Source organism: Planobacterium oryzisoli, from assembly GCF_015354315.1.
GTDB classification, from domain to species: domain Bacteria; phylum Bacteroidota; class Bacteroidia; order Flavobacteriales; family Weeksellaceae; genus Planobacterium_A; species Planobacterium_A oryzisoli.
Map to the genome: position 1 here is coordinate 108,862 of NZ_JADKYY010000001.1, position 23,989 is coordinate 132,850.

The following is a 23,989-nucleotide window of genomic DNA, read 5'->3' on the forward strand; positions in this document are numbered from 1 at the left end:
TGGTTGTGGATAGCAAAGAACTTCCAGTTCAGATTTTTTCCACTACGGATATACCTGCTTTTATTGATTTTGCACAAAAAGAACATTCCAATTCGGTATTGGTGATTCTGAACGATGTCGTGAAGGCTTATGCACCAGGCGAGGTATTCACGACCTATACCAGTAACGGGTACCAACTGTTAGATGATCGTATGCAAGTGCTGCCTGCAGCAAATGCAAGTGCTCCGCAAACTGTTAAATACCTGTACCACCCTAGCGGTCCTGCGGAGGTTATAACTCCTGATAAGACTGCTGAACTACGTACGCCCTTTACTATTTGGGATCCTTCCACTGGCATTAACCTTGGTCCTATCACACTACATTACTATAGTCTAATGTTCATTCTAGCTTTTGGTCTAGGTTATTTCCTTATGTCCAAGATCTTTCAGCGCGATAGGGTCCATCAAAAATACCTCGAACCATTGTTTACATGGACCCTGTTGGGTACAATACTAGGCGCAAGACTAGGCCATGTGATTTTTTATCAGCCGGAATTATTCAAGCAGGACTTTCTTTCGGTTTTTCTACCGATCCAGACGCAGCCCGAATTTAAATTCACCGGCTTTTCAGGTTTGGCAAGTCACGGTGCCGCAATCGCACTGATTTTTACTACGCTTTATTACGCCTACAAAATCATTGGCAAGAATCCTTTTTGGGTATACGACCGTATAGGTATTGTGGTGGCTTTGGGAGGCGCATTCGTACGAATAGGGAATTTTTTCAATTCGGAGATTATTGGTAAACCCGTACACCAAGACTCACCTTTAGCAGTCCTTTTTCCGCAGATGAGTAGCGAATACGGGTTAACGGTCCCACGATATCCCACACAACTACTCGAAGCAGGAGGGTATTTCTTGCTATTTATAGCTCTATGGTTCTTATATAGATATACCAACAAAAAGTATCAGCAAGGGTGGCTGTTCGGCCTGTTTTTTATTGTACTTTGGTCTATTCGTTTGTTAGTAGAATTTTTAAAGGAACCTCAGGGAGAAGAATTTATAGGATTTCTCGGACTCAATACAGGTCAGGTTCTGTCCTTGCCATTTATAGTAGCCGGGGTTATTATCATGGTTACATCCAAAAATCGGAAGATTTCGCCAGAAGAGAATTCCAAGCCGGAATAACTACAAAATGCAAAGGGCCACAATTAAGGCCCTTTTTTTATCTAATTTATTTCACTTCAAGAATCTGAATCGCTCCCTTATGGGGGTGGTAGAGCAAACAAACGTACTCGTCCTTTGGTGGGGTACATTTATCCAAATCTTTATAGACTACATTTATTGTACTTCCTTCTGTGTAATTTTCAAGCATATCTCTGTTACAGACTTTATAGTCTTCTCCTTTAATTGTCAGATACGTGCCACTGCAGTTTTTCACTACGGTAGCAGTGGGATAGGACTGTTGGGCGGCACAACCTGCAAGCAACATCATAACTGGGACTGTAAGTATTTTAATAAATCTCATAATTCACTTTTCAGCAACGCTGCAAAGTTGATGCCGTGCTGTTTTAGAAGTTTAGAGGATAAGGGGCCTCTACTTCGTAGGGAACTTTCCCAGGTTCAAAGATTCGGGTAGAACAGGAACCTTCTATCAGTAGTTTTTGGTTCTTTTTGCGTATCCAGTTTCCTTCGCGAAGTCCAAGAACAGGAATGTTGTTTTGCGTTAAGTATTCCATTATGCGGGTTTCGCGTGTCTCACCGTTGTGCTTTAGTGTAGGGTCAGGATCCAAATAATGAGGATTTAAATTGTAAGGAATCAGACCCATCGCATCAAAACTTGGTGGATAGACTATTGGCATATCATTGGTTGTCTTGATGCTTAAACCACCAATATTACTTCCCGCACTCGTTCCCAAATAAGGCTTGCCTGTTTTTACTTGGGTAGCAAGCAGTTCCATAAGACTGTGCTCGTGGAGCATTTTGGTTAACAAAAAGGTGTTTCCTCCTCCTGTAAAATAGGCCTGCGCTTCTTCAATAGCCTTTTGGGGATTTGAAAATTTATGTAAGCCTACTACTTCAATCCCGAGGATTTTAAAGTAGGCAGATGCTTTTTCGGTATAACTTTCGTGCGAAATCCCTGAAGGCCTAGCATAGGGAATGAATAATAGGGTGCGGATCCCACTGAATAGTTCCTGTAGGTGAGGTGTTAAATACTCCAGGTACTGACCGCCGTAAAGGCTGGAAGTGGAAGCAAGAAGAAAGTTTTCGTTCATTAGTAAGTATAAATTTAGGTGGTCGTGCTCCAATAAGGTTTTAGTAAGGAAGCTAGAAAGTCAGGGCATCGTACTATTTTCTGCGTTTCTGCACATAGAAAATAGAGTGTTACCTTAGCAGTGGTAATTAACTCTTTAGAAGGATTATAAATTTCGTAGTCAAAAACAATTCGCACTCCGGGAAATTTTTCTACACGAGTTATTATGTTTAAAATCTCATCGTATTTTGCAGGTTTCAAATACTTTATCTCGTACTGTGAAACTGGCATCCAAATTCCCCTCTTTTCAATCTCTTCATAGGACAAACCTATGGTGCGCATTAGTTCAACACGCGCAACCTCCAGATACTGAGCATAGTTTCCATAATAGACGTACTTCATAGGGTCGGTCTCTGCGTAACGTACTCGTAATGAGTGTGTTGTTTCGATCATTGGGGTGTTGTTTGATTGAACATACAAATATATTTATTAATAATCAAGTTCCGTTTTATTTTTTTTTGAGAATAATTTTTGTCATCTTTGTTTCTCTACTTCTCAGGTAGTCAAATATATATTTTCATTTCGATTTTACGTGTAATTTATGGATCAAGAGTTATCATTGGTGTGGGAAAAGTGTCTGCAGTTTATGCGGGACAACCTAAATGCGGCAGAGGATAGCAACGATCTAAAGAAGCTAGAAAAATCCTTTGATCTGTTATTTGACAAGGTTACTCCGTTATCCTTGGTAAACCAAAACTTAACTCTACTTGTTCCTAGTGATTTCTACAAGGAATATATCGAAGATAATTATCTATCCCTTCTTTCCGCTGCCTTGAGAAAAAACTTTGGAAAAGGAATTAAACTTTGGTATTCGGTTATGGAAAATCGGCCTTTGGGTAAGGAAAAACCCATTGTGCAGAATGTGAAAGGCAATTCCACACCACCTCCGAAAGTCCAGGAAGCCTTACCAAGGACTAAGAATTTAGTAAATCCATTAGTAGCGCCAGGCATAAAGAAGGTTCATATTGAGTCTAATCTGCTTGCCCATCTATCTTTTGACAATTTTATAGAAGGGGAGAGTAATAAATTTGCTTCCACTGTGGCGCGCTCTATTGCTAAAAGGCCAGGTGCGACTGCATTCAATCCTTTATTTATCCATGGTGGTGTGGGTGTAGGAAAAACCCATCTTGCGCATGCAATCGGCCTGGAAGTAAAGAATAATTTCTCCGATAAGGTGGTATTGTATCTTTCCTCGGAAAAATTTATTCAGCAGTTTGTATCTGCAGCAAAAGCCCAAAATAAGACCGATTTTCAGAATTACTACCAAATGGTGGATGTACTGATTATCGACGATATTCAGTTTTTATCTGGTAAAGCCGCTACCCAAGACAGCTTCTTCCATATTTTCGATTATTTGCACCAAAACGGTAAGCAGATTGTTTTGACTTCTGATAAGGCTCCTGTCGATATCCAAGATATCCAGGAAAGGATAGTCTCTCGATTTAAGTGGGGTCTGTCCGCCGAGGTAAAATCACCCGATTTCCTAACCCGAAGAAAGATTATCGTGGATAAGCTTAGCAGGGACGGTATTGTCTTAACCGAAGACATGGTAGATTATCTTGCTGGAGAGGTTAAATCCAATGTGCGTGAACTAATCGGTGTGATTAATTCTGTGATTGCATATTCTACAGTATACAAGTCGGATCTTAGCTTGGAATTGCTCAAGGATACAATCAATAAGATTGCCTCCACACAAAAGAAAGTAATCAATATACCCTACATCCAAGAAGTTGTATGCGAATATTTTGGAATCGATCGTGATCAGTTGTTGTCTAGATCACGTAAGAGAGATATTGCCTTACCGCGCCAATTGGCTATGTACTTCTCAAAGGAACTCACCAATGCCACTTTTGCAAAAATAGGTGAGGAAATGGGTGGTAAAGACCATTCTACCGTGATGTATGCGTGCGAGACAATAAAGGATGTCTCTAAGATTGACAAAGAAATTAAAAAGTACGTTAAGGACCTTTCGGACCGTATTAAGCAGTAATTTTACTTGCCTAACGCATCTACGGCTGCGTCTCACTTATAGCTTATCTTCTTCCAAATGAAAATTTTAACGGTTTGTCTTGGCAATATTTGCAGAAGCCCATTGGCAGAACTTATCATGAAGGAATCTCTTGGCTCGGATTTTCATGTGGAAAGCAGAGGGACCATTGGAATACATCAAGGTCGAAGTGCGGATCGTCGCTCGGTTGCTATCGCACAGGACAATGGGCTGGATCTGCAACCCCATAGAGCTAAGATGCTAACGACAGAAGATTTGGAAAACTTCGATCTAATCTTATGTATGGACCACAGCAATCTTGCGGATGTGCATTCGCTTTGCGCTTCGGAGCAAATGCGCCGAAAGGTTCGACTCATTTCCCCCGATAATCTACCGGTACCAGATCCCTATTACGGGAACAGAGAAGATTTTGAGCGGGTTTGGCAATTACTGCAAGACGCTGCTAAGCATTGGTCCCATACACTAAATAACATGTAGTATGTTAGTACTCATTCCCGCATATCTTAGCCCTGAAGCCAACGTGGACGAAATTGCGCCTGTAATTAGGGACTATATCCGCTCAATTGATCATTATTTTGTGGAGAATGAGAAAACGGCCCGGCGTATAATTAAATTTTTATGTCCTGAGAAAGTACAAGCAGAACTTAAGCTTTATCTGCTCGATAAAGATACAGTAGTTTCTGAACTTTCCGATGCTCAGGACTTGCTTAAGAGTGGTGTGGACTTTGGTGTTCTTTCTGAAGCAGGAATGCCCTGCATTGCCGATCCGGGGCACATCATTGTGCGATGGGCACACCAGCATCAAATCAAAGTGCTTCCCCTCACGGGACCCTCTTCTATACTACTTACATTAATATCCAGTGGTTTTATTGGCCAGCAGTTTACTTTCCATGGATATTTACCAATTGATAAGTCCCAACGTCGGGCGCAGATTTTACAGATGGAATCCGTGGTAAATAAAGCAGGATATACGCAGATATTCATGGAAACTCCCTACCGTAATAATGCACTTATAGAAGATCTTGTAAAGATTTTATCTCCTGAGACCTCGCTTTGTATAGCGGCCAATCTTACCCATCCTAAGAGCGAATCTATTAAGACTCTAAAAGTAAAGGAATGGAGAAAAAAGAAAGTGGATTTTCATAAAATACCTGCAGTCTTTGCAATAGGGAGGACTTAAACCCGCACAACTCACAATTCCAAACCGTAGTTTCTTTACTCCAATAGACTTAAAATTAACACATGTTAACTAGGATGTAGCATCATCTTTGGATTACTATTTTTGTCAAAAAGATTAATTAAGCCCAAAGTGTCTTATAAAGAGCAGTTTACAAGAACCGAAAATGCCATCGGTAGCGATTTAGTAATGGTGCTTACTGCACTCTCTTTCAATTGGAAAATCATTAAATTACATACATCATTGAAAAATCAACTTAAATTTAAAGCGCATTTAGTCTAAGAGAGAAATTGACTTAGTTGACAACTTCCGCTGTAATATTTCTACCGATCTTGATTAAATCAATCATTCATCCCCGCCAAGGCCAATATTAGCCTGAAGAACCTTTAACATATCCTTTGATGTAAATGGTTTGGACAAAAAATCGTTCATTCCCGCCCTAACGCATCGTTCCATTTCGCCAGAGACATTTCCTGCACTTACCGCTATAATTGGTATATATTGATATCCTGGCAATAAACGGATATGTCTCGTAGCATCATAGCCATCCATAATAGGCATTTGTACGTCCATTAAAATGAGTTGGAATATCTCCTTTTCACATGCTTCAACAGCTTGTTTTCCATCACTCACTTGCAGAAGTCTCGCACCAGGAACTAACATCTCTAGCATCTTGTGATTCAAAGCCCTATTAACCGGATTATCATCAGCCAATAAGATATTTATAGGTTGTTCAAAAATTAACAGATCCCTGTTCGAGAAATCTTCTTCTCTTTTAGTTTTAACGCTCTGAGAGGTTTTAGCAAGTATTCTATATAATTCATCAGATTTAATTGGCTTGAGTAAACAATGCGAATTTTCATTCTTTCTGAATGCTGATCTAACATCATGTTCTTCCGAGGAAGTATGTAATACCACAAGAGGCACAGTTCTATTATTCTGTTTAAAAATCTCTTTCATCTTATCTATAGTTTCAAGCCCTGAAAGTATTGGCATATTGTAATCCATTAAGATAGTATCGAAAAACTCTCCATTAATTAAAAGCTGAATAGCTTCTATACCATTAGCTGCCGTAACACAAGTGATATTTTTATACTCTAACATATGTTTAAGAATGGTCCTATTGTTCTGGTTGTCATCAACAATTAAAACCCGACCAACATTCAATTCTTCTTCTACTTGTACCAAATTTTGCTCATATCGTACTTCAATATCAAAATAAAAAATAGACCCTTTATCTAATTCACTCTCAAGCTTTAGATTACTACCCATATATTTTAATAGATTATTAGATATGGTTAGACCTAAGCCTGTTCCTCCGTATTTTTTGCTTACCGAACTATCTTCTTGAGTAAAAGCATTAAAGATTCGTTGCTGCTTTTCCAAAGGAATACCAATTCCCGTATCGCGAACAGAAAAACGCAAAATAATGGTTTCTTCATTCATTTGGATTTTCTTTACAGAAAGCTCAACCTCACCTTCTGGAGTGAACTTAACAGCATTTCCAAGCATATTTACTAACACTTGCGTTAAACGCGCCTCATCAATCCAGATATCCTGAGGCAAACCTTGTTCTACGTTTAATAACAACTCTAAATTTTTATGTTGCGCTTGATAAAGAATAATATTTACAATCTGGTTAATAACTTCATAAACGTTATATCGATCGATAAAAAGTTCCAATTTTCCTGATTCTATTTTAGAAAAATCAAGAATATCGTTTATCACACTAAGAAGTATATTTCCAGAATCTCTAATATAGTTTAGGTATTGATATTGTGTGTCATTTAATTCTGTTTTAAGCAACAGATCTGCAAACCCAATCACACCGTTAAGTGGAGTACGGATTTCATGACTCATGTTAGCTAAAAATTCTGATTTTGCTTTGTTTTGTAGATCGGAAATTTTTCTTTTTTGTTCTAATTCTTCAGATAGCGCTTGTAATTGGATTTGCGCCAAATACTGAAATGTGAAGTCTGTGAACACCCACATACGTCCTTTTACGTTTTGAGAAACAGCAGGAACACAAGTGACATTAAGCACTAAACTTACTGGATCACCAAAAATCCACTTCCAATCGTCAATTTTTTGACCAGAGGAACTAAATAATCGCAACCCACCCTGATTAATTTCTTCTTTGTTTACAGCAGTACTTTTTAGTTTTTGCATTGCTTGAGCAATAGCAATAGGACTGTTTTTTCCTTTTGGGATTTCTAAAATTTCAGAAGCCTTTCTATTCACCCACCCATTCTCACCACCATCATCAACAAAAACAATTCCTTGAGGAATAGTTTCAAGAATAGTATTGAAACGCGTGCTGAACTCTTCAATCACTAAATGTTTCTGAATAGTGAAACACGTATCTTTAAGCCCTTGGTGCAAAGAATTTAAAAAACTCTTATACGATATGTCTAAAGAAAGAGACTGCTCCACCGTTAGCAGAAATCCCCCTCTAAGCCCCTTTTCCTGTAATGGTAAAAAAACAACGACTTCAGATTGTTCCTTTTGATTCAAAAAATCAACATTCAAGACAATATCCTCTTGCGCAAGAAAGTCAAGAATTAGCTGAACATCAAACAAATTGTTTAGAAGTTCTTTTGAGGTACTATATACTATACGTGCAGTTATATTGTCTTCAATTCTTACAAATGAAACTACCCTAGCCTGCGAATGCATTTTAAGCAGATTCGTAGATTCACATAAAACCTCCTTATAATCTGTTTTCTTCTTAATTGGGTACAAGCCAGTTAAAAAACTAACCGCTTCATAATTCCAATCTATATCGCTCAGCTTATTCAAAATATTAAATAAATAGTTTAATCTCCTTAATGATTTCTTCTGGAGCACTCATATGTGGAAAATGTCCAAAAGCATTTACGACTTTCAATTTGCTATTTGGAATATTATCGTTCATATACTCTGCAACACGCAAAGGCACAGCAATGTCTTCTTGTGCCTGTATAATTAATGTGGGCTTATCCAATTTTCGTAATTCTCTACGGTAATCTGACTGAAATATAACCCGCGCTACAGATTGTGCAATATCAGGTCTAATCGCTTTAAGTGTTGATGCGAAATTTTCTGCCAATTCAGGATTTTCTGGGTTAGCCATTGCAGCAACAGAAAAACCACTTACCCAAGCGAAATAATTATTTGACATAGTCTCAAATATTAGATTCAACTCCTCCTGATCAAATCCACCTTGATAATTAAAATCATTTAGATATCTTGGAGAAGCACCTATCAGCACTAATTTGGAGAAAAGATTTGGTCTTTTTAGCGTAGCAAGTATACCTATCATTCCACTCACAGAATGTGCTATGAGTATGGCATTTCTAACTTTATACGTTTCGCAAATAGCAATAAGATCTTCAGCATAAGGGCTAAGATTATTGTATTTATTTGGACTATATGCCTGGGGATCAGAGTTTCCACTTCCGACATTATCAAAAAGGATAAGCCTGTATTCAGACAGAAATGCTTGTTTAACGCCGTCCCATGCGCTTTGATCTGTCCCGAATCCATGAGCAAATACAATAGTAGGTCCACCTAAGTTACCTATTTCTACAACGTTGTTTTTATTCATTAGGTATTATTTTATCATACCACCATTTAAAAAAGGGCTTCCGAACACAACCTGCAAACATACAAAATTTAATAATTTGTATAAAGTATACCTTAAATTAAAGGGTGCGTAAATATACTAATTCCACCAGATGTTCATTGATTAATAATTTAGATACCCGGAGAACTCCAGATTTAAAATTGATATTATGTCAATTACAGCACCTAGCCTAAAGCCGATTATATATTAAGTAAAATAATGCTATCTTCTAGCTCAATCTAAAATTCATAATGAGAAAAGGGTAAAATAATCTACCTTCTATTTCGAAGAAAGATAGTGAACTATATTTTAGTACATGACAAAAAATACAACCGCCTGATTATCAGGTAATTATTTCATGATAAATTTGTTTAAAAGACTGATATTCAGTATATTAAGGAATTATTTTCAACGTAATGTCCTTAAGCACGAATACCAGTCAGTGCGATAAATATACGGATTTATTAACCATATTTAAAGCCCATCTAAGCAAGGATCTCAATCTTTCCAGGATCCGCCTGGTCTGTCTTTTTATAACTGCTCTATGCAAAGTTAAGTCAGTAAACTATTCCAAATTGTCTGCAGAATTTGATTCTCCATCCGCCGCCAACTGTTGTTTTAGGCGAATCCAGCGCTTCGGAGCAAATGCGCCGAAAGGTTCGACTAATTTCCCCCGATAATCTACCGGTACCAGATCCCTATTACGGGAACAGAGAAGATTTTGAGCGGGTTTGGCAATTACTGCAAGACGCTGCTAAGCATTGGTCCCATACAGTAAATAACATGTAGTATGTTAGTACTCATTCCCGCATATCTTAGCCCTGAAGCCAACGTGGACGAAATTGCGCCTGTAATTAGGGACTATATCCGCTCAATTGATCATTATTTTGTGGAGAATGAGAAAACAGCCCGGCGTATAATTAAATTTTTATGTCCTGAGAAAGTACAAGCAGAACTTAAGCTTTATCTGCTCGATAAAGATACAGTAGTTTCTGAACTTTCCGATGCTCAGGACTTGCTTAAGAGTGGTGTGGACTTTGGTGTTCTTTCTGAAGCAGGAATGCCCTGCATTGCCGATCCGGGGCACATCATTGTGCGATGGGCACACCAGCATCAAATCAAAGTGCTTCCCCTCACGGGACCCTCTTCTATACTACTTACATTAATATCCAGTGGTTTTATTGGCCAGCAGTTTACTTTCCATGGATATTTACCAATTGATAAGTCCCAACGTCGTGCGCAGATTTTACAGATGGAATCCGTGGTAAATAAAGCAGGATATACGCAGATATTCATGGAAACTCCCTACCGTAATAATGCACTTATAGAAGATCTTGTAAAGAATTTATCTCCTGAGACCTCGCTTTGTATAGCGGCCAATCTTACCCATCCTAAGAGCGAATCTATAATGACTCTAAAAGTAAAGGAATGGAGAAAAAAGAAAGTGGATTTTCACAAAATACCTGCAGTCTTTGCAATAGGTAGGACTTAAACCCACACAACTCACAGTTCCAAACCGTAGTTTCTTTACTCCAGTAGACTTAAAATTAACACATGTTAACTAGGCAGTAGCATCATCTTTGGATTACTATTTTTAACCAAAAAAATAGACTTATGGATACAAAGAAAATAGCTGCAATATGGCTAGATAGTGAAAAAGCAATTATCGTAAAGAACCACCACGATCAAAGCGCTCATGAATTTGTTATTGTCGACGAAATTCTTCATGAAAAGCAAGTGGGTAATACCAGCGAGCATGCTGCCAATAATTCTGAGCAGACCACTAAGGCGAAGTTTTTTAAAGAGATCGACAAACAGTTAGATAATACGCAAGAACTTTATATTACAGGTCCAGGTACTATTCAAGAAGAATTGAAACATTTTCTTCTGGACACTGCGCAGTTTAAAAATCTACCCATTACTCTAGGAGTGGATCAGCAATTATCAAATGAGGCTTTCTTATCTCAAGTGAAAGAGATGTACGCGTAACAATCGTGATGTAATTACCTTATACTACCTCTATCTGTCCTTTGAATTCCAGTAGATTCAAAGGACATTTTTTATAGTAAGACTTAGGATTAATTATATTTGAAGAAAAATAATTAAGATGAAAGTACTTTTTTTGGTTTGTTCCATTGTCTTTTCGGTTGCAAATGCGCAACATGTAAAGCAAGACTTACAAAATAGGATTAATGAGGTAATGTCCAAACCAGGTGCTAAGAGTGCAAGTATAGGGATGTATGTTGAAGATCATTTGGGAAATACCGTTTTCGCCCTAAATGAACAACAGGGTTTCACCACAGCCTCCACGCAGAAGCTTCTAACCGCGGCGGCAGCTTTAGATATGTTGGGTGCAGATTTTACATGGATGACCACTGCTAGCTATACAGGCTCTATCGAAGGGGGTATACTCCATGGAAATATTATTTTAAGGTCTAATGGCGATCCAACCCTTGGAAGTTGGCGCTACCCTGGATTCAAGCCGGACGAGGTAATGAATTCACTCTCGCAAGCCTTAAAAAATAAAGGCATTACTTCCATCGATGGACAGCTATATGTGGATGATTCGGCTTTTGATTTTCAAACCGTACCAGGTGGTTGGCCATGGAACGACATGGGTAATTACTACGGGGCAGGCGTCTGGGGATTAAACTGGAGAGAAAATCAATTTGATGCTTTTTTTGATAAAGGGGTTTTAACTGGCACTAATGTGCATCTTCCAGACCTTAAGTGGGTTAATAACTTGAAAGTGGGTGGTAACAGTGATCAGAGTATCATCTATACTGCTCCCCATTCCAATGTAGCGCTTATAAATGGCACGTTGCCTAATCGAAAGATAACTGTATCGGGTGCCATGCCTAATCCTCCTATTACATTTGCGTCCGAATTGATTGCTTCGTTAAATTCTCAAGGGATTAAGATAAAGAAGGGTGCTCATTCTTTTTCGCAAAACCTTGCAACCGGGGACTCGTTTTCTAAAGAACCGGAGAATGTGATTTGGGAGTGGAAGTCACCTCCACTTCGTGAAGTCGTTTACTTTTTTCTAAGTAAGAGTGTAAACCTTTACGGAGAAACGTTGGTTAAGACAATCGGAAAAGAACGCACTGGAGAAGGCTCTTTTGAAAGAGGGGTGAAAACAATAAAAGATTTTTGGTCTAAGAAGTCCATCTCTTCATCCGAACTAAATTTTATTGACGGGAGTGGACTGTCTCCTCAGAACTATGTATCGCCTCGTGCACAGGTAAAGGTGTTGCAATATGCCTTGAAGCAGCCTTGGAGCTCCGATTTTACCAAAGGTTTTCCTACACAGAATGGTATGAAGATGAAGAGTGGAACACTGGGTAATGTCAAATCATTTGCAGGGTACCATACTTCTAAATCGGGGCAGAAGTACACCTTCTCCATTATACTCAATAACTATCAGGCTCCAGACCTCTCCGCTTCGCTATTCAAAGTACTGGATGGGCTAAAATAGATTAGGGATTTACTCTTTGGTACTGTAGATAATAGTTGGAATTAAAGAGAGCTTGAGGATCTGCACTGCACTTTACTTTCTTAAAGGCACTCGTTGGCTCTAGTACCAGTCCGTTAGTAAGCCGTATGGGCAGGTTTAGGTGGGGCACGGTGTTCTGATAGCGGTAGTACAAATCTCCGTCCTTTTGATAGTATTCCAGCACGGGAATTTTAGTGGTCCGCAAATATTGGTCAAAAACGGTAGAAAGATCTACTCCAGAGTGTTTAGATATGTAGTTCTCAATTTGAGTGGAAGAGGGAGTCTGAAGCCTAAATTCGCTATTTAGCCCCCGCATAATTTGCCGGAACTTCCCATCGTCATTAATAATCTGGCGGATGGTGTGAAGCATGTTGGCACCCTTGTAATACATATCACCACTTCCGGACTGTGCTACTCCGTAGTGCCCAATGATAGGACGGTCGTTTTTTATATTCTGCCGTGTTCCCTGCACATACCTATTGGCAGATTCAGTGTCCAGGTATTTCTCCGTAAAGAGTGTCTCACTGTAACTAGTAAATGCTTCATGTATCCACATGTCGGCTTTTTCCTTTGCTGTAATATTATTAGCAAACCATTCGTGCCCAGTTTCGTGTATGAGTATAAAGTCCCACTTGAGTCCTACGCCCGTGCCAGAGAGGTCGCGTCCCAGGTATCCGTTGCGGTACCCGTTCCCGTAGGCAACATTACTTTGGTGCTCCATTCCTAGGTATGGTGTTTCCACCACTTTATAGGAATCTTTATAGAATGGATAGGCTCCGAACCAGTACTCGAAGGCTTGTAACATCGGCTTGACTTGCGTGAATTGGCGCTGTGCCTTTGGAAGGTTATAATCCAGAACCCAATAGTCCAGATCCAAGGTCCCACCTTCTCCATTAAAAGTATCTTTAAAATTCACATAAGAGCCGATGGAAGGTACAATGGAGTAACCGTTGATAGGGCTCTCAACCCTCCATGTATAGTATTTTTTTCCTTGTGATGACTCTAGTTTGACAAGCCTTCCGTTGCCCACACCCACTAAGGACTCCGGTGTTATTATAGTCATGTCCAGACCTCTGTCCGGTTCATCGTCCCAAGTATCTTTCAGTGGAAGCCAAACAGAGGTTCCGATTCCCTCTTGTGCTACACTGGCGAAAGGTCGTTGTAAACTATCTCTTTTAAAAACCCATCCTCCGTCCCACGGGGCATTTTTTGCCTCTGTAGGTACCCCGTGGTACGATAGAGTTACCGAATGACGTGAACCTTTGCTAAAACGTCCCAGAGCTTCAATGAAGATGAAATCTCCTTCGCGCCTGTGCGTTTTGTAGGGAAATGAACTATGGTCAATTGCATAGTGCATTGGTTGCTGTAAATCAATTTGAAATACAGGGTTGGTGCGCTGCTCGGTGACTTGGAACTCGATACGGTTACTACCTTTTAACGACTTTTGATCGAAATCAGGTTCTACAGTAACTACGTAGCGTTGCACATCCCAGAAATTACGGAATTCGGTATTGGAACCGCGTAATGTGTCCTGTCGATTAAACTGCTGTGCAAAAGTTGGTGTGCTAAGTAGTGCACAAATAAAAAACAAAAGGCGCATAAGTAGTGGGATTAAGAGTCTATAATACAAAAAAAATTTGGCGCTTTTAATCTGGGGATTTAGCATCAAGGTTCTCTTTCAGCATTTTCTTATAGGTACGCAAACTTAGCGCAATGCTGATTTCGTAGAGAGCAAGAAGCGGAATGGCCGCCATTGTCATGCTTAATACATCGGCAGGGGTAATTACGGCCGCAATAACCATAATTAGAATTATAGCGTGCTTGCGGTAGGTTTTAAGGAATTGAGGAGTGAGAATTCCGATACGCGTCAAAAAATACACAATAATTGGAAACAGAAAAACAATACCCATTCCCACTACGATCTGAAAAAAAAGTGCAGCGTAATCGGAAAGGTCGTATAGCGGCTCAATAATATCCGAAATCTTGAAAACCACTCCAAAGTTTATCGCAAAAGGTAGAATAAGGAAATAGCCACACATAACACCGGTGAGGAAGAGTATCCATACTCCGTTAATTAGAAATGTGGAATTCTTTCTTTCGCTAGGGTGCAATCCCGGAGCAATGAATCTCCAAAGTTCCCATACGATATAGGGAAAGGCCAGCACCAAACCGCCTACTACAGATACGGACATCATTACATTGAACTGCTGGTAGAGTTTCTGAACACGAACAGGGAAATCAGCAGGTAACTCAATGGCATTGGTTCCCGCAATTTGCTGAGAGAGGTAGTTAATGAACCGTATAGTGGGGAAGTCATTTCGGACGGGGCCAAAAAAAATCGTATCGATAATCCATTCGATATTGAATCCCACTAGGAAGGCACCTAGGACGACTGCTATTATGCTTCTTATAAGATGTCCTCGCAGTTCTCCAATGTGGCCCATTAAGGACATATCTTTCTCTTCACTCATAGTATTTGGGTAGCGTGAATAACTAAAAAAATTAATTTTTCATTATCCACAGTCTGAAACTTGATTATTTAAATGATGCCCTCGTCCAATAATCGATGCAAATCGATAATGCCATGATATGTGCCATTCTTGGTGACGACAAGCTGGCCTATGTTGAACTTTCGGAGGGTTTGCATTGCTTCTTTAGCCAGGGCGTTGTACTCAATAGTCTTAGGGTTTTTACTCATTATATCTTCCGCTTTGAGATCGGAGATGTCTTGTGTGTTTAGTAACATGCGTCGGATGTCGCCATCGGTTATGATACCAAGTATCTTATCACCGCTTTGCACAACACTCACACCATGCTTGGAGCCACTCACGGAGATAATGACCTCGCGCGCGGAGGATTCTGGCAGCACACTAGGTTTTTGCTCAGAGAGAAACTGTTCCACTTTTGCTGTTAGATTTTTACCCAAGCTACCACCTGGATGAAAGCGCGCAAAATCATGTTCTTTAAAACCTTTTCGCTCCATAAGGCACACTGCAAGTGCATCGCCTAAAGCCATCTGAACGGTAGTGGAGCTAGTGGGTGCTAATTTATTGGGACATGCTTCCTTTTCCACAGAAGTATCAAGGACCACATCACTGCCAAGGGCCAACTTGCTCCTTATATTTCCTGTCATAGCTACTACAGCACTTGAATATTCTTTTAAATAAGGAATTAAGTTTACTATTTCCGGAGAGTTGCCTGAATTGGAAATACAAAGTACCACATCCTGTTTTTGGATTAAACCCAAATCACCATGAATGGCTTCTGCAGCATGGAGAAATTGGGAAGGGGTACCAGTGGAGTTTAATGTGGCTACGATTTTATTTGCGACATGTGCGGATTTTCCTATACCCACAACAATCAACTTGCCCTGGGCCTGTAAGATTAACTCCAAGGCATGTACAAAATTCGTGTCAATCCGTTCCTTGAGATTTTCCAGCTCCTGTATTTCGATTGCAATTGAATTCTTTGCTAAATCGATCATTGTTTGCGTGTCCAAATGCGACTTGTTTACAATAGATTATTAAGCTATATTATGATTGATTTGTACCATAATATTTAGTAACTTTGATTAATATGCAAATTTAGCAAACAAAATCAGATGAGTAGTAAAAACGCCGATTTATCCAAAGAATTAAAGAAATATTTCGGTTTTTCCACCTTTAAAGGTCCTCAAAAAGAGGTAATGGAAACATTGCTTGAGGGTAAGGATGTATTTGTACTCATGCCTACCGGTGGAGGAAAGTCCCTCTGCTACCAATTGCCGGCACTCATTTCGGAAGGTACGGCAATCGTGGTTTCTCCCTTAATAGCTTTGATGAAAAACCAGGTGGATGCGGTAAATAGCCTTGCATCGGGTCATGGCATTGCGCATGTACTTAATTCTTCCTTAAATAAATCGCAGACAAATCAGGTATTCACGGACATTAAAAGCGGCAAGACTAAATTGCTTTATGTGGCACCTGAATCTTTGATCAAGGAGGATTATGTAGATTTTTTGAAAGATGTCACGATTTCCTTTGTAGCCATTGACGAAGCCCATTGTATTTCCGAGTGGGGGCATGATTTCCGGCCAGAGTACAGAAACTTAAAACTGATCATAGACAAAATAGCCGATGTGCCGATTATTGCCTTGACTGCTACAGCTACGCCTAAAGTCCAGGACGATATACAAAAAACTTTAGGTATGCAGGATGCGCAGGTTTTTAAGTCTAGTTTTAATCGACCCAACCTGTATTACGAGGTTCGTCCTAAGGTTAATGTGGATAAGGAAATTGTGAGATTTATTAACCAGCGTAAAGGGAAATCGGGAATTGTATACTGTCTTAGTCGTAGGAAAGTGGAAGAATTTGCCCAGCTTCTTCAAGTAAATGGTATCAATGCTTTGCCATACCATGCGGGATTGGACCAAAAGACACGGGTATCTAATCAAGATAAGTTCCTAATGGAAGAATGCGATGTTATTGTTGCTACAATTGCATTTGGAATGGGAATCGACAAGCCTGATGTTCGTTTTGTGATTCATTACGATTTTCCCAAGTCATTGGAAAGTTACTATCAGGAAACAGGCCGTGCTGGCCGTGATGGAGGGGAAGGGTATTGTTTGGCCTTTTACGACCCTAAAGATATTGAAAAACTGGAGAAATTTTTAGCGCAGAAGCCAGTTTCTGAAAGGGAGATTGGTCTGCAACTGCTTAATGAAATAGTAGGATACGCAGAGACCTCCATGAGTAGGAGACAGTATTTGCTATACTACTTTGGAGAAGAGTTTGATCCGGTCCATGGGTTAGGTGCCAAGATGGATGATAATGCGCAGCATCCCCCTGTTCTTAAGGATGCAGGGAATGATTTATTATCGGTTATTCAGATGGTAAGTACCCTTGAGGAAAAATTCAAAACAAAGGATCTTATCAGTTTAATAATGGGTAAGGAGAATTCAGTTACCAAATCGTATAAATTAGAAACAACAGAATTCTTTGGTATCGGAACCCAGCAGACTGAGAATTATTGGAAATCTATTATTCGGCAGGCAACAGTGCAAGATTATTTGACCAAAGATATTGAAACGTACGGCGTGTTGAAGGTTTCATTGAAAGGTAAAGAAGCTCTTGTAAAGGGAAGAGTTGAGAATTTCTTTATTTCGGAGGATAAAGAATATAATCTGGAAGAACTACGAAGTGTCGCAGAGAAAAATGAACTGCAGGCAGCAGGTGGATTGGATCAGGTGCTTTATTCACAACTTAAGGAACTTCGCAAAACACTTGCAAAAAAACATGGAATTCCACCCTACACCGTTTTCATGGATCCCAGTTTGGAAGATATGACCGTACAATATCCAACAACGGTCGAGGAAATTTCTAAGATTTATGGAGTAGGTGAAGGTAAGGCGCGTAAATTTGGGAAAGAGTTCTCAGATTTTATAGCCCGTTATGTTGAAGAAAACCAAATTGAGCGTACGCAGGATATGGTTCTCAAGCAAGTGGCAAAAAAATCCAGCCACAAGGTCTTTATAATCCAGACAACAGATAAGAAAATGGATTTAGAAGACATTGCCAAAGCCAAACATCTTTCCATGGACGAGCTGCTCAAAGAAATGGAACGGATCGTATACCAAGGAACCAAGTTAAATATTGACTATTATATTGATGAAAATATTGATGAAGACTTGGTTGAAGATTTCATGGAATTTATGAACGAGAGCGAAAGCGATAGCATGAAAGTACTTACCGCAGAATTCGGCGATGAACTCAGTGATGAAGAATTACGGATGTTAAGGATCAAATTCATATCTGATGTAGCAAATTAATAAAAATTTCAATTCTTAAAATTCAAAGTTTGCAATTATTTGCAAACTTTTTATATATGTGGAAAACTTAATTAATTGATATAATAGCATTTAGGTTTAAAAAGTTGTTTACTTATTGTGCGGTTAATTATTTTTTATAACTTTAAATTTGAAAAATAACCGCACATGGAAAGCTCGACAATTGCAGAAAAAAGAAAGGAAATTTCGTATGAAGAAGCTAATAGATATACCCTTGAGTATTTTAAAGGGGACGATTTAGCCACAAGAGTTTGGGTAAATAAATACGCCTTAAAGGATTCTCAAGGCAAAATTTACGAGCGTACCCCTGATGATATGCACTGGCGTATCGCATCAGAAATTGCTAGAGTAGAAGCAAAATATCCTGATGCATTGTCCAAGCAGCAAATTTTCGACCTTATTAAGAATTTCCAATATATAATTCCCCAGGGCAGTCCTATGACTGGGATCGGCAACGATTTTCAGATTGCTTCACTTTCCAATTGTTTTGTGATAGGAAATGGTACGCAGAGTGACTCCTACGGGAGTATCATGAAAATTGACGAAGAACAAGTGCAGCTAATGAAGCGCCGGGGAGGAGTAGGGCATGATTTGTCCCATATAAGGCCTAAAGGTTCTGCTGTGAAAAATTCAGCCCTCACCTCCACAGGACTTGTTCCTTTCATGGAACGTTATTCCAATTCCACAAGAGAGGTTGCTCAGGACGGCAGAAGAGGAGCTTTAATGCTTTCGGTATCCATCAACCACCCTGATGCTGAGGATTTTATTGATGCAAAACTTGAGCAAGGTAAGATTACAGGGGCGAACATATCGGTTAGGATAGACGACGCTTTTATGGAAGCTGTCCGTCAAGACAAAGAGTATACGCAGAAGTATCCTGTGTTTAGTTCCAATCCGAAATTCTCAAAAACAATTAAAGCGCGTGAGCTATGGAATAAAATAGTTCATAACGCTTGGAAAAGTGCAGAGCCTGGAATTTTATTCTGGGATACTATCCAAAAAGAATCCGTGCCTGACTGCTATGCAGATCTCGGATTTGAAACTGTGTCGACAAACCCTTGTGGAGAAATTCCATTATGTCCGTACGATTCTTGTCGCCTGTTAGCAATCAATCTCTATTCCTATGTTAAGAATCCATTTACCCCTGAGGCAGAATTTGATTTTGAATTATTTAAAGAGCACGTGGGTTATGCGCAGAGGATGATGGATGATATAATCGATCTTGAAACTGAAAAAATTCAGACAATTTTAGAAAAAATCGATTCCGATCCGGAAGGGGATTCCATTAAATCCACTGAGAGAACACTATGGGAGAAAATTCAAGCCAAAACTTTAGAAGGTAGACGTACTGGAGTTGGCATTACTGCTGAAGGCGATATGCTTGCTGCACTAAATCTCAAGTATGGCAGTGAAGAAGCCGTGAAATTTTCAACTTTGGTGCATAAAACGCTTGCCCTTGCAGCATACCGCTCCTCAGTAGAAATGGCAAAACAACGGGGGGCTTTCCCTGTTTATGATGCAACCAAAGAAATGAGTAATCCTTTTATTCAGCGCCTTCGCCAAAGTGACCCGGCACTTTATGAGGAAATGGTTCAGCACGGTCGTAGAAATATAGCGCTCTTAACTATTGCGCCTACTGGCAGTACTTCGCTCATGTCGCAGACTACTTCAGGCATTGAGCCAGTATTTTTGCCGGTATATAAGCGCCGGAGAAAAGTCAACCCCAACGATAAAGATGTACGGGTGGATTTTGTGGATGAAGTAGGCGACTCTTGGGAAGAATATATTGTGTTTCACCACCATTTTAAAACGTGGATGAAGGTCAATGGAATCGATACTGATAAGAACTACTCTCAAGATGAAATTAATGAACTAATAGAAAAATCACCGTACCACCAAGCAACTTCCAATGATGTGGATTGGTTAAGTAAGGTAAAAATGCAAGGTGCGATTCAAAAATGGGTGGATCACTCCATTTCAGTCACTATTAATGTACCTCATGATGCTACTGAAAAACTAGTGGATGAACTCTATCTCAAAGCTTGGGAGGTTGGTTGTAAAGGAGTTACCGTTTATAGAGATGGATCGCGCTCGGGTGTACTAGTATCTACGCAAGAAAAGAAAGCAGCTTCAGAACAGACGGTAGAAATGGCTCCCTCATTTCCTACAAAACGTCCTCAGATTTTGCAGGCAGACGTAGTGCGTTTTCAGAATAATAAAGAGAAATGGATTGCTTTCGTAGGGTTAATTGATGGAAGACCGTACGAGATATTTACTGGACTTGCCGACGATGAAGAAGGTATAATGATTCCGCGATGGGTTAATGAGGGAGTGATAATTAAAAACAGAGATGAAGACGGAACTTCGCGGTATGATTTCCAATTTAAAAATCTACGCGGTTATAAAACCACTATCGAAGGGCTCTCTCATAAGTTTAATCCGGAATTCTGGAATTATGCAAAACTTATTTCCGGTACATTAAGACATGGAATGCCCTTAGAGAGCGTAGTTGAACTTATTAACCGGATGGAGCTTAATCTAGAATCGATCAATAACTGGAAAGCAGGTGTAGCGCGCGCCTTGAAGCGTTATATACCTGATGGTACGCAAGTCTCTGGACAGAAATGTACCAATTGCGGTTCTGGAGAGGTCATGTACCAAGAAGGATGTTTAACGTGTAAGAGTTGTGGAAGCTCTAAATGCGGTTAAAGTCATCCAATATAAATAGATAGGAGTTCACTGGGGCATGCTTCCAGTGAACTTTTAATTTATAGTTGAGAAGCAGACAATTTTTGTATTTTTGTACTAGTACTATAAACTTTGAATCAAACAATAAAAGAAATGAGTCAATTTGATGTAGCCATCATAGGTTCCGGCCCTGGTGGATATGTTGCAGCCATCCGTGCTGCACAACTGGGTTTTAAAACCGCAATCATTGAGAAATATTCAGTAATGGGTGGCACTTGCCTGAATGTAGGTTGTATACCTTCAAAAGCTCTGCTGGATAGTTCCGAACATTTTCATAATGCGGTGCATAATTTTGACTCGCACGGAATTAAAATACAAAGCCCTGTTGCCGATATCGAGCGCATGGTCGCGCGTAAAAATGAGGTAGTGGAGCAGACTACCAAGGGAATTGAATTCCTTATGGATAAGAATAAAGTTACCGTGTATACTGGGATGGGCTCATTCAAGGATGCCAATACAATTCTCATTAGCAAGCAAGACGGTTCCACAGAGGAAATTCAAGCTAAGTACAGCATCATTGCAACAGGATCTAAACCTTCCACACTACCATTTGCTCAGATAGACAAAGAGAGAATCATTACTTCCACAGAGGCGCTAAGCCTTAAAGAAATTCCTAAGCACTTGATTGTAATAGGAGGTGGAGTGATAGGTCTTGAGCTTGGCTCTGTTTACCGTAGGTTAGGTTCGGATGTAACCGTGGTGGAATATATGGATAAAATAATTCCAGGAATGGACGGCGCGCTTTCTAAAGAATTACAGAAAGTTCTAAAAAAGCAGGGAATCAAATTTATGCTTTCCACTGCTGTATCTGCAGTAGAAAGAAATGGAGAAGAAGTATTGGTAAAAGGAAAAGATAAGAAAGACCAAGAAATTGAAGTTAAAGGCGACTACGTACTTGTGTCAGTAGGAAGAAAACCGTACACGGATCAATTGGGGCTTGATAATGCAGGAGTTGAACTGGATGAGCGGGGAAGAGTAAAAGTCAATACCCAACTCCAGACCAATATTTCCAACATATACGCCATTGGTGATGTGGTAGCTGGACCAATGCTTGCGCACAAGGCTTCTGAAGAGGGAGTTTTTGTGGCAGAAGTACTGGCAGGACAAAAGCCGCATATTAATTATGATCTTATCCCTGGTGTAGTGTACACTTGGCCAGAAGTTGCAGGAGTTGGTAAAACCCAAGAGCAGCTTACCGCAGAAGGAAGAGCTATCAAAGTGGGTAGTTTTCCAATGCGTGCACTAGGTCGTTCCAGAGCTTCAGGGGATCTGGACGGTTTTGTAAAAATAATTGCAGACGAGAAAACCGATGAAGTATTAGGTGTTCATATGATAGGCGCGCGCGCAGCGGATATGATTGCGGCAGCGGTAACAGCCATGGAATTCCGTGCAAGTGCGGAAGACATTGCACGTATGAGTCATGCGCACCCTACATTTGCTGAAGCTATCAAGGAAGCGGCCTTGGATGCCACTGCTAAAATAGCAATACATATGTAGAACATACTATTGATAGAAGTTAGCTGCTCTTTACAAGGGCAGCTTTTTTTTTACATGGTAGCAATGAAGTCGTTTGTAATGGTATTTGACCTAGTACTTTTATTTATTAAAATGTAACTTTGCAGCAAAGCGAATTTTTTATGTTTCCAGGAAAAACCCAAACACTTACTGTCTCTGAAATGAATTCATCTGGTTACATGCTGACCGATGAACATGAGTGGAAAGCATTCCTACCAAAAGTTTTTATAAAGGAGGATCGTTTGATTGGCGATCAAATGGAAGTGTTTGTTTATCAAGATGATGGAAAGTTAAAAGCTACTACAGAGATCCCTTTGGCTGAAGTGGGTGAATTTGCCGTAATGACTTGCGTGGAAAGTTTGCCTAGCGGCGCGTTCATGGATTGGGGTATAATAAAGGACCTTTTCATACCCTATAAGCAACAAAAATCAAAAATAGTAGAAGGGAAACGTTACATGGTCTATATTTATATAGATGAGGCTACGGGATTGATTACTGGAACAACTAAATTCAAACGGAACCCGCAGTACTCTTCACTACCTTTTACCGAAGGTGAGGAGGTGGATTTACTCGTGATGGGAGAGAGTGAATTAGGCTGGAACGTAGTCGTAAACAAAAAGTATATTGGGCTTATTTATGCCTCTGATGTGTACAAGAAACTTTATCCGCTCTCGCAGGAGAAGGGATATATTAAATCCCTGCGCGAGGATGGAAAAATTGACATTTCCTTACAGCCGCATGGATACGACCAAATCGATGTTTTCCAAAAAATGATACTGGATAAACTTGAAGAAAATTACGGTCTTTTACACTTAAGCGATAGCTCTAGCCCGGAGGAGATCAAAATGCAACTTGAAATGAGCAAGAAAAATTTCAAAAAAGCAATTGGAGGACTCTACAGGAATAAGGTTATCGAAATATTGGAAGACCGTATTCGTCTGCTTTAAAGTGCTTTATACTTCGATGTGGCTCAAAAGTCTTTTTTAACTATTGCGACGGATGAATACTTGGTTAAAAGGACCAATTTCGTAAACCAGATCGTACACGATATGTTTCGGCTGTCCATCTTTTTCCTTATGCATAGATGTACAGTAACCAAATTCAAATCCAAGACCCGCCAGTTCCGAGACGCTCAGGTTATTTTCCTTTAGTAGTGTGTTCATCAGTATGCGGTGGTTTCTCCTTAAGGTGTTGTGCGTAGTGCGCATCAGATTACTATAGTCCCGGTTTTGACGGTTATTAAAAGTGTTGCGGCAAAAATCATCACAGAATTTTTTGTCTGAGCGACCTACCATTTTTGCATTACATTCTTTGCAGTTCATATCTATTAG

Annotated in this window: 21 protein-coding genes; 12 read left to right on the forward strand and 9 right to left on the reverse strand. The window is 39.8% G+C overall.

The features are described 5' to 3' along the window. Window positions 1–314: 314 nt before the first annotated feature. Window positions 315–1,163, forward strand: coding sequence for a prolipoprotein diacylglyceryl transferase (lgt, locus tag IC612_RS10040; RefSeq protein ID WP_317173974.1), 849 nt, complete (start codon window positions 315–317; stop codon window positions 1,161–1,163). A 46-nt stretch (window positions 1,164–1,209) separates the two neighbouring features. Here the strand turns inward: lgt and IC612_RS00490 are convergent, their stop codons facing one another. From IC612_RS00490 to IC612_RS00500, 3 genes are read right to left on the reverse strand one after another with little or no spacing between them, the layout of a single operon-like run. Beyond that, window positions 1,210–1,503, reverse strand: a complete 294-nt coding sequence (locus IC612_RS00490; protein WP_194738207.1) for a hypothetical protein — start codon at window positions 1,501–1,503, stop codon at window positions 1,210–1,212. 43 nt (window positions 1,504–1,546) lie between these two features. Beyond that, on the reverse strand, window positions 1,547–2,251 hold the full coding sequence (gene pepE / locus IC612_RS00495; protein WP_194738208.1) for a dipeptidase PepE: 705 nt from the start codon (window positions 2,249–2,251) through the stop codon (window positions 1,547–1,549). Window positions 2,252–2,265: 14 nt separating this feature from the next. Next, window positions 2,266–2,682 carry an acyl-CoA thioesterase gene (locus IC612_RS00500; RefSeq protein ID WP_194738209.1) on the reverse strand — a complete coding sequence of 139 codons (417 nt, stop codon included), beginning with the start codon at window positions 2,680–2,682 and terminating at the stop codon, window positions 2,266–2,268. A 148-nt stretch (window positions 2,683–2,830) separates the two neighbouring features. On the opposite strand from IC612_RS00500, the gene dnaA reads away from it, so the two are divergent. The 3 genes from dnaA to IC612_RS00515 are packed head-to-tail and all read left to right on the forward strand — an operon-like array spanning window position 2,831 to window position 5,477. Continuing rightward, window positions 2,831–4,279 (forward strand): chromosomal replication initiator protein DnaA, encoded by a 1,449-nt coding sequence (gene dnaA, locus IC612_RS00505; RefSeq protein WP_194738210.1) that lies wholly within the window; start codon window positions 2,831–2,833, stop codon window positions 4,277–4,279. Between the two features lie 57 nt (window positions 4,280–4,336). Continuing rightward, a complete protein-coding gene (locus tag IC612_RS00510) occupies window positions 4,337–4,774 on the forward strand; it encodes a low molecular weight protein-tyrosine-phosphatase (protein WP_194738211.1) in 438 nt (145 codons plus the stop codon). 1 nt (window position 4,775) lies between these two features. Then, complete coding sequence (locus IC612_RS00515; RefSeq protein WP_194738212.1) at window positions 4,776–5,477, forward strand: SAM-dependent methyltransferase; 702 nt, start codon at window positions 4,776–4,778, stop codon at window positions 5,475–5,477. Window positions 5,478–5,819: 342 nt separating this feature from the next. Here the strand turns inward: IC612_RS00515 and IC612_RS00520 are convergent, their stop codons facing one another. Then, the gene (locus tag IC612_RS00520) at window positions 5,820–8,273 is read right to left on the reverse strand and encodes a response regulator (protein ID WP_228512812.1); all 2,454 of its coding nucleotides are present in this window, start codon (window positions 8,271–8,273) and stop codon (window positions 5,820–5,822) included. A gap of 4 nt (window positions 8,274–8,277) precedes the next feature. Then, window positions 8,278–9,060, reverse strand: a complete 783-nt coding sequence (locus IC612_RS00525) for an alpha/beta fold hydrolase (protein WP_194738213.1) — start codon at window positions 9,058–9,060, stop codon at window positions 8,278–8,280. A gap of 663 nt (window positions 9,061–9,723) precedes the next feature. Here IC612_RS00525 and IC612_RS10080 point away from each other — a divergent pair. The 4 genes from IC612_RS10080 to dacB all read left to right on the forward strand — a co-directional run bounded on the left by IC612_RS10080 (window position 9,724) and on the right by dacB (window position 12,553). Beyond that, window positions 9,724–9,867, forward strand: coding sequence for a low molecular weight phosphatase family protein (locus IC612_RS10080; protein ID WP_407676048.1), 144 nt, complete (start codon window positions 9,724–9,726; stop codon window positions 9,865–9,867). A gap of 1 nt (window position 9,868) precedes the next feature. After that, complete coding sequence (locus IC612_RS00535) at window positions 9,869–10,570, forward strand: SAM-dependent methyltransferase (RefSeq protein ID WP_194738215.1); 702 nt, start codon at window positions 9,869–9,871, stop codon at window positions 10,568–10,570. A 122-nt stretch (window positions 10,571–10,692) separates the two neighbouring features. Then, the gene (locus tag IC612_RS00540; RefSeq protein WP_194738216.1) at window positions 10,693–11,067 is read left to right on the forward strand and encodes a hypothetical protein; all 375 of its coding nucleotides are present in this window, start codon (window positions 10,693–10,695) and stop codon (window positions 11,065–11,067) included. Window positions 11,068–11,185: 118 nt separating this feature from the next. Continuing rightward, complete coding sequence (dacB, locus tag IC612_RS00545) at window positions 11,186–12,553, forward strand: D-alanyl-D-alanine carboxypeptidase/D-alanyl-D-alanine endopeptidase (RefSeq protein ID WP_194738217.1); 1,368 nt, start codon at window positions 11,186–11,188, stop codon at window positions 12,551–12,553. A 1-nt stretch (window position 12,554) separates the two neighbouring features. On the opposite strand, the gene IC612_RS00550 is transcribed toward dacB, so the two are convergent. The 3 genes from IC612_RS00550 to IC612_RS00560 all read right to left on the reverse strand — a co-directional run bounded on the left by IC612_RS00550 (window position 12,555) and on the right by IC612_RS00560 (window position 16,070). Then, a complete protein-coding gene (locus tag IC612_RS00550; RefSeq protein ID WP_194738218.1) occupies window positions 12,555–14,171 on the reverse strand; it encodes a M1 family metallopeptidase in 1,617 nt (538 codons plus the stop codon). A 46-nt stretch (window positions 14,172–14,217) separates the two neighbouring features. Beyond that, entirely contained in the window at window positions 14,218–15,042 is an 825-nt protein-coding gene (gene tatC / locus IC612_RS00555; RefSeq protein ID WP_194738219.1) for a twin-arginine translocase subunit TatC, read from the reverse strand. Between the two features lie 68 nt (window positions 15,043–15,110). Beyond that, complete coding sequence (locus IC612_RS00560) at window positions 15,111–16,070, reverse strand: KpsF/GutQ family sugar-phosphate isomerase (RefSeq protein ID WP_194738220.1); 960 nt, start codon at window positions 16,068–16,070, stop codon at window positions 15,111–15,113. Between the two features lie 102 nt (window positions 16,071–16,172). Here IC612_RS00560 and recQ point away from each other — a divergent pair, with 102 nt between their 5' ends. The 4 genes from recQ to IC612_RS00580 all read left to right on the forward strand — a co-directional run bounded on the left by recQ (window position 16,173) and on the right by IC612_RS00580 (window position 23,605). After that, window positions 16,173–18,377: a DNA helicase RecQ gene (gene recQ, locus IC612_RS00565; protein ID WP_194738221.1), complete on the forward strand. Its 2,205-nt coding sequence runs from the start codon at window positions 16,173–16,175 to the stop codon at window positions 18,375–18,377. A gap of 165 nt (window positions 18,378–18,542) precedes the next feature. Then, complete coding sequence (locus tag IC612_RS00570) at window positions 18,543–21,104, forward strand: adenosylcobalamin-dependent ribonucleoside-diphosphate reductase (RefSeq protein WP_194738222.1); 2,562 nt, start codon at window positions 18,543–18,545, stop codon at window positions 21,102–21,104. Between the two features lie 132 nt (window positions 21,105–21,236). After that, entirely contained in the window at window positions 21,237–22,640 is a 1,404-nt protein-coding gene (gene lpdA / locus IC612_RS00575) for a dihydrolipoyl dehydrogenase (protein WP_194738413.1), read from the forward strand. Between the two features lie 140 nt (window positions 22,641–22,780). Next, complete coding sequence (locus IC612_RS00580; protein WP_194738223.1) at window positions 22,781–23,605, forward strand: CvfB family protein; 825 nt, start codon at window positions 22,781–22,783, stop codon at window positions 23,603–23,605. Window positions 23,606–23,641: 36 nt separating this feature from the next. Here the strand turns inward: IC612_RS00580 and IC612_RS00585 are convergent, their stop codons facing one another. Then, window positions 23,642–23,980 carry a hypothetical protein gene (locus IC612_RS00585; protein ID WP_228512813.1) on the reverse strand — a complete coding sequence of 113 codons (339 nt, stop codon included), beginning with the start codon at window positions 23,978–23,980 and terminating at the stop codon, window positions 23,642–23,644. Window positions 23,981–23,989: the final 9 nt, after the last annotated feature.

Bases quoted from the DNA above. Each gene is read 5' to 3' on its own strand.
- IC612_RS00490 (WP_194738207.1), bottom strand. From the start codon at position 1,503: ATGAGATTTATTAAAATACTTACAGTCCCAGTTATGATGTTGCTTGCA.
- pepE (WP_194738208.1), bottom strand. From the start codon at position 2,251: ATGAACGAAAACTTTCTTCTTGCTTCCACTTCCAGCCTTTACGGCGGT.
- IC612_RS00500 (WP_194738209.1), bottom strand. From the start codon at position 2,682: ATGATCGAAACAACACACTCATTACGAGTACGTTACGCAGAGACCGAC.
- dnaA (WP_194738210.1), top strand. From the start codon at position 2,831: ATGGATCAAGAGTTATCATTGGTGTGGGAAAAGTGTCTGCAGTTTATG.
- IC612_RS00510 (WP_194738211.1), top strand. From the start codon at position 4,337: ATGAAAATTTTAACGGTTTGTCTTGGCAATATTTGCAGAAGCCCATTG.
- IC612_RS00515 (WP_194738212.1), top strand. From the start codon at position 4,776: ATGTTAGTACTCATTCCCGCATATCTTAGCCCTGAAGCCAACGTGGAC.
- IC612_RS00525 (WP_194738213.1), bottom strand. From the start codon at position 9,060: ATGAATAAAAACAACGTTGTAGAAATAGGTAACTTAGGTGGACCTACT.
- IC612_RS10080 (WP_407676048.1), top strand. From the start codon at position 9,724: ATGCGCCGAAAGGTTCGACTAATTTCCCCCGATAATCTACCGGTACCA.
- IC612_RS00535 (WP_194738215.1), top strand. From the start codon at position 9,869: ATGTTAGTACTCATTCCCGCATATCTTAGCCCTGAAGCCAACGTGGAC.
- IC612_RS00540 (WP_194738216.1), top strand. From the start codon at position 10,693: ATGGATACAAAGAAAATAGCTGCAATATGGCTAGATAGTGAAAAAGCA.
- dacB (WP_194738217.1), top strand. From the start codon at position 11,186: ATGAAAGTACTTTTTTTGGTTTGTTCCATTGTCTTTTCGGTTGCAAAT.
- IC612_RS00550 (WP_194738218.1), bottom strand. From the start codon at position 14,171: ATGCGCCTTTTGTTTTTTATTTGTGCACTACTTAGCACACCAACTTTT.
- tatC (WP_194738219.1), bottom strand. From the start codon at position 15,042: ATGAGTGAAGAGAAAGATATGTCCTTAATGGGCCACATTGGAGAACTG.
- recQ (WP_194738221.1), top strand. From the start codon at position 16,173: ATGAGTAGTAAAAACGCCGATTTATCCAAAGAATTAAAGAAATATTTC.
- IC612_RS00570 (WP_194738222.1), top strand. From the start codon at position 18,543: ATGGAAAGCTCGACAATTGCAGAAAAAAGAAAGGAAATTTCGTATGAA.
- lpdA (WP_194738413.1), top strand. From the start codon at position 21,237: ATGAGTCAATTTGATGTAGCCATCATAGGTTCCGGCCCTGGTGGATAT.
- IC612_RS00580 (WP_194738223.1), top strand. From the start codon at position 22,781: ATGTTTCCAGGAAAAACCCAAACACTTACTGTCTCTGAAATGAATTCA.
- IC612_RS00585 (WP_228512813.1), bottom strand. From the start codon at position 23,980: ATGAACTGCAAAGAATGTAATGCAAAAATGGTAGGTCGCTCAGACAAA.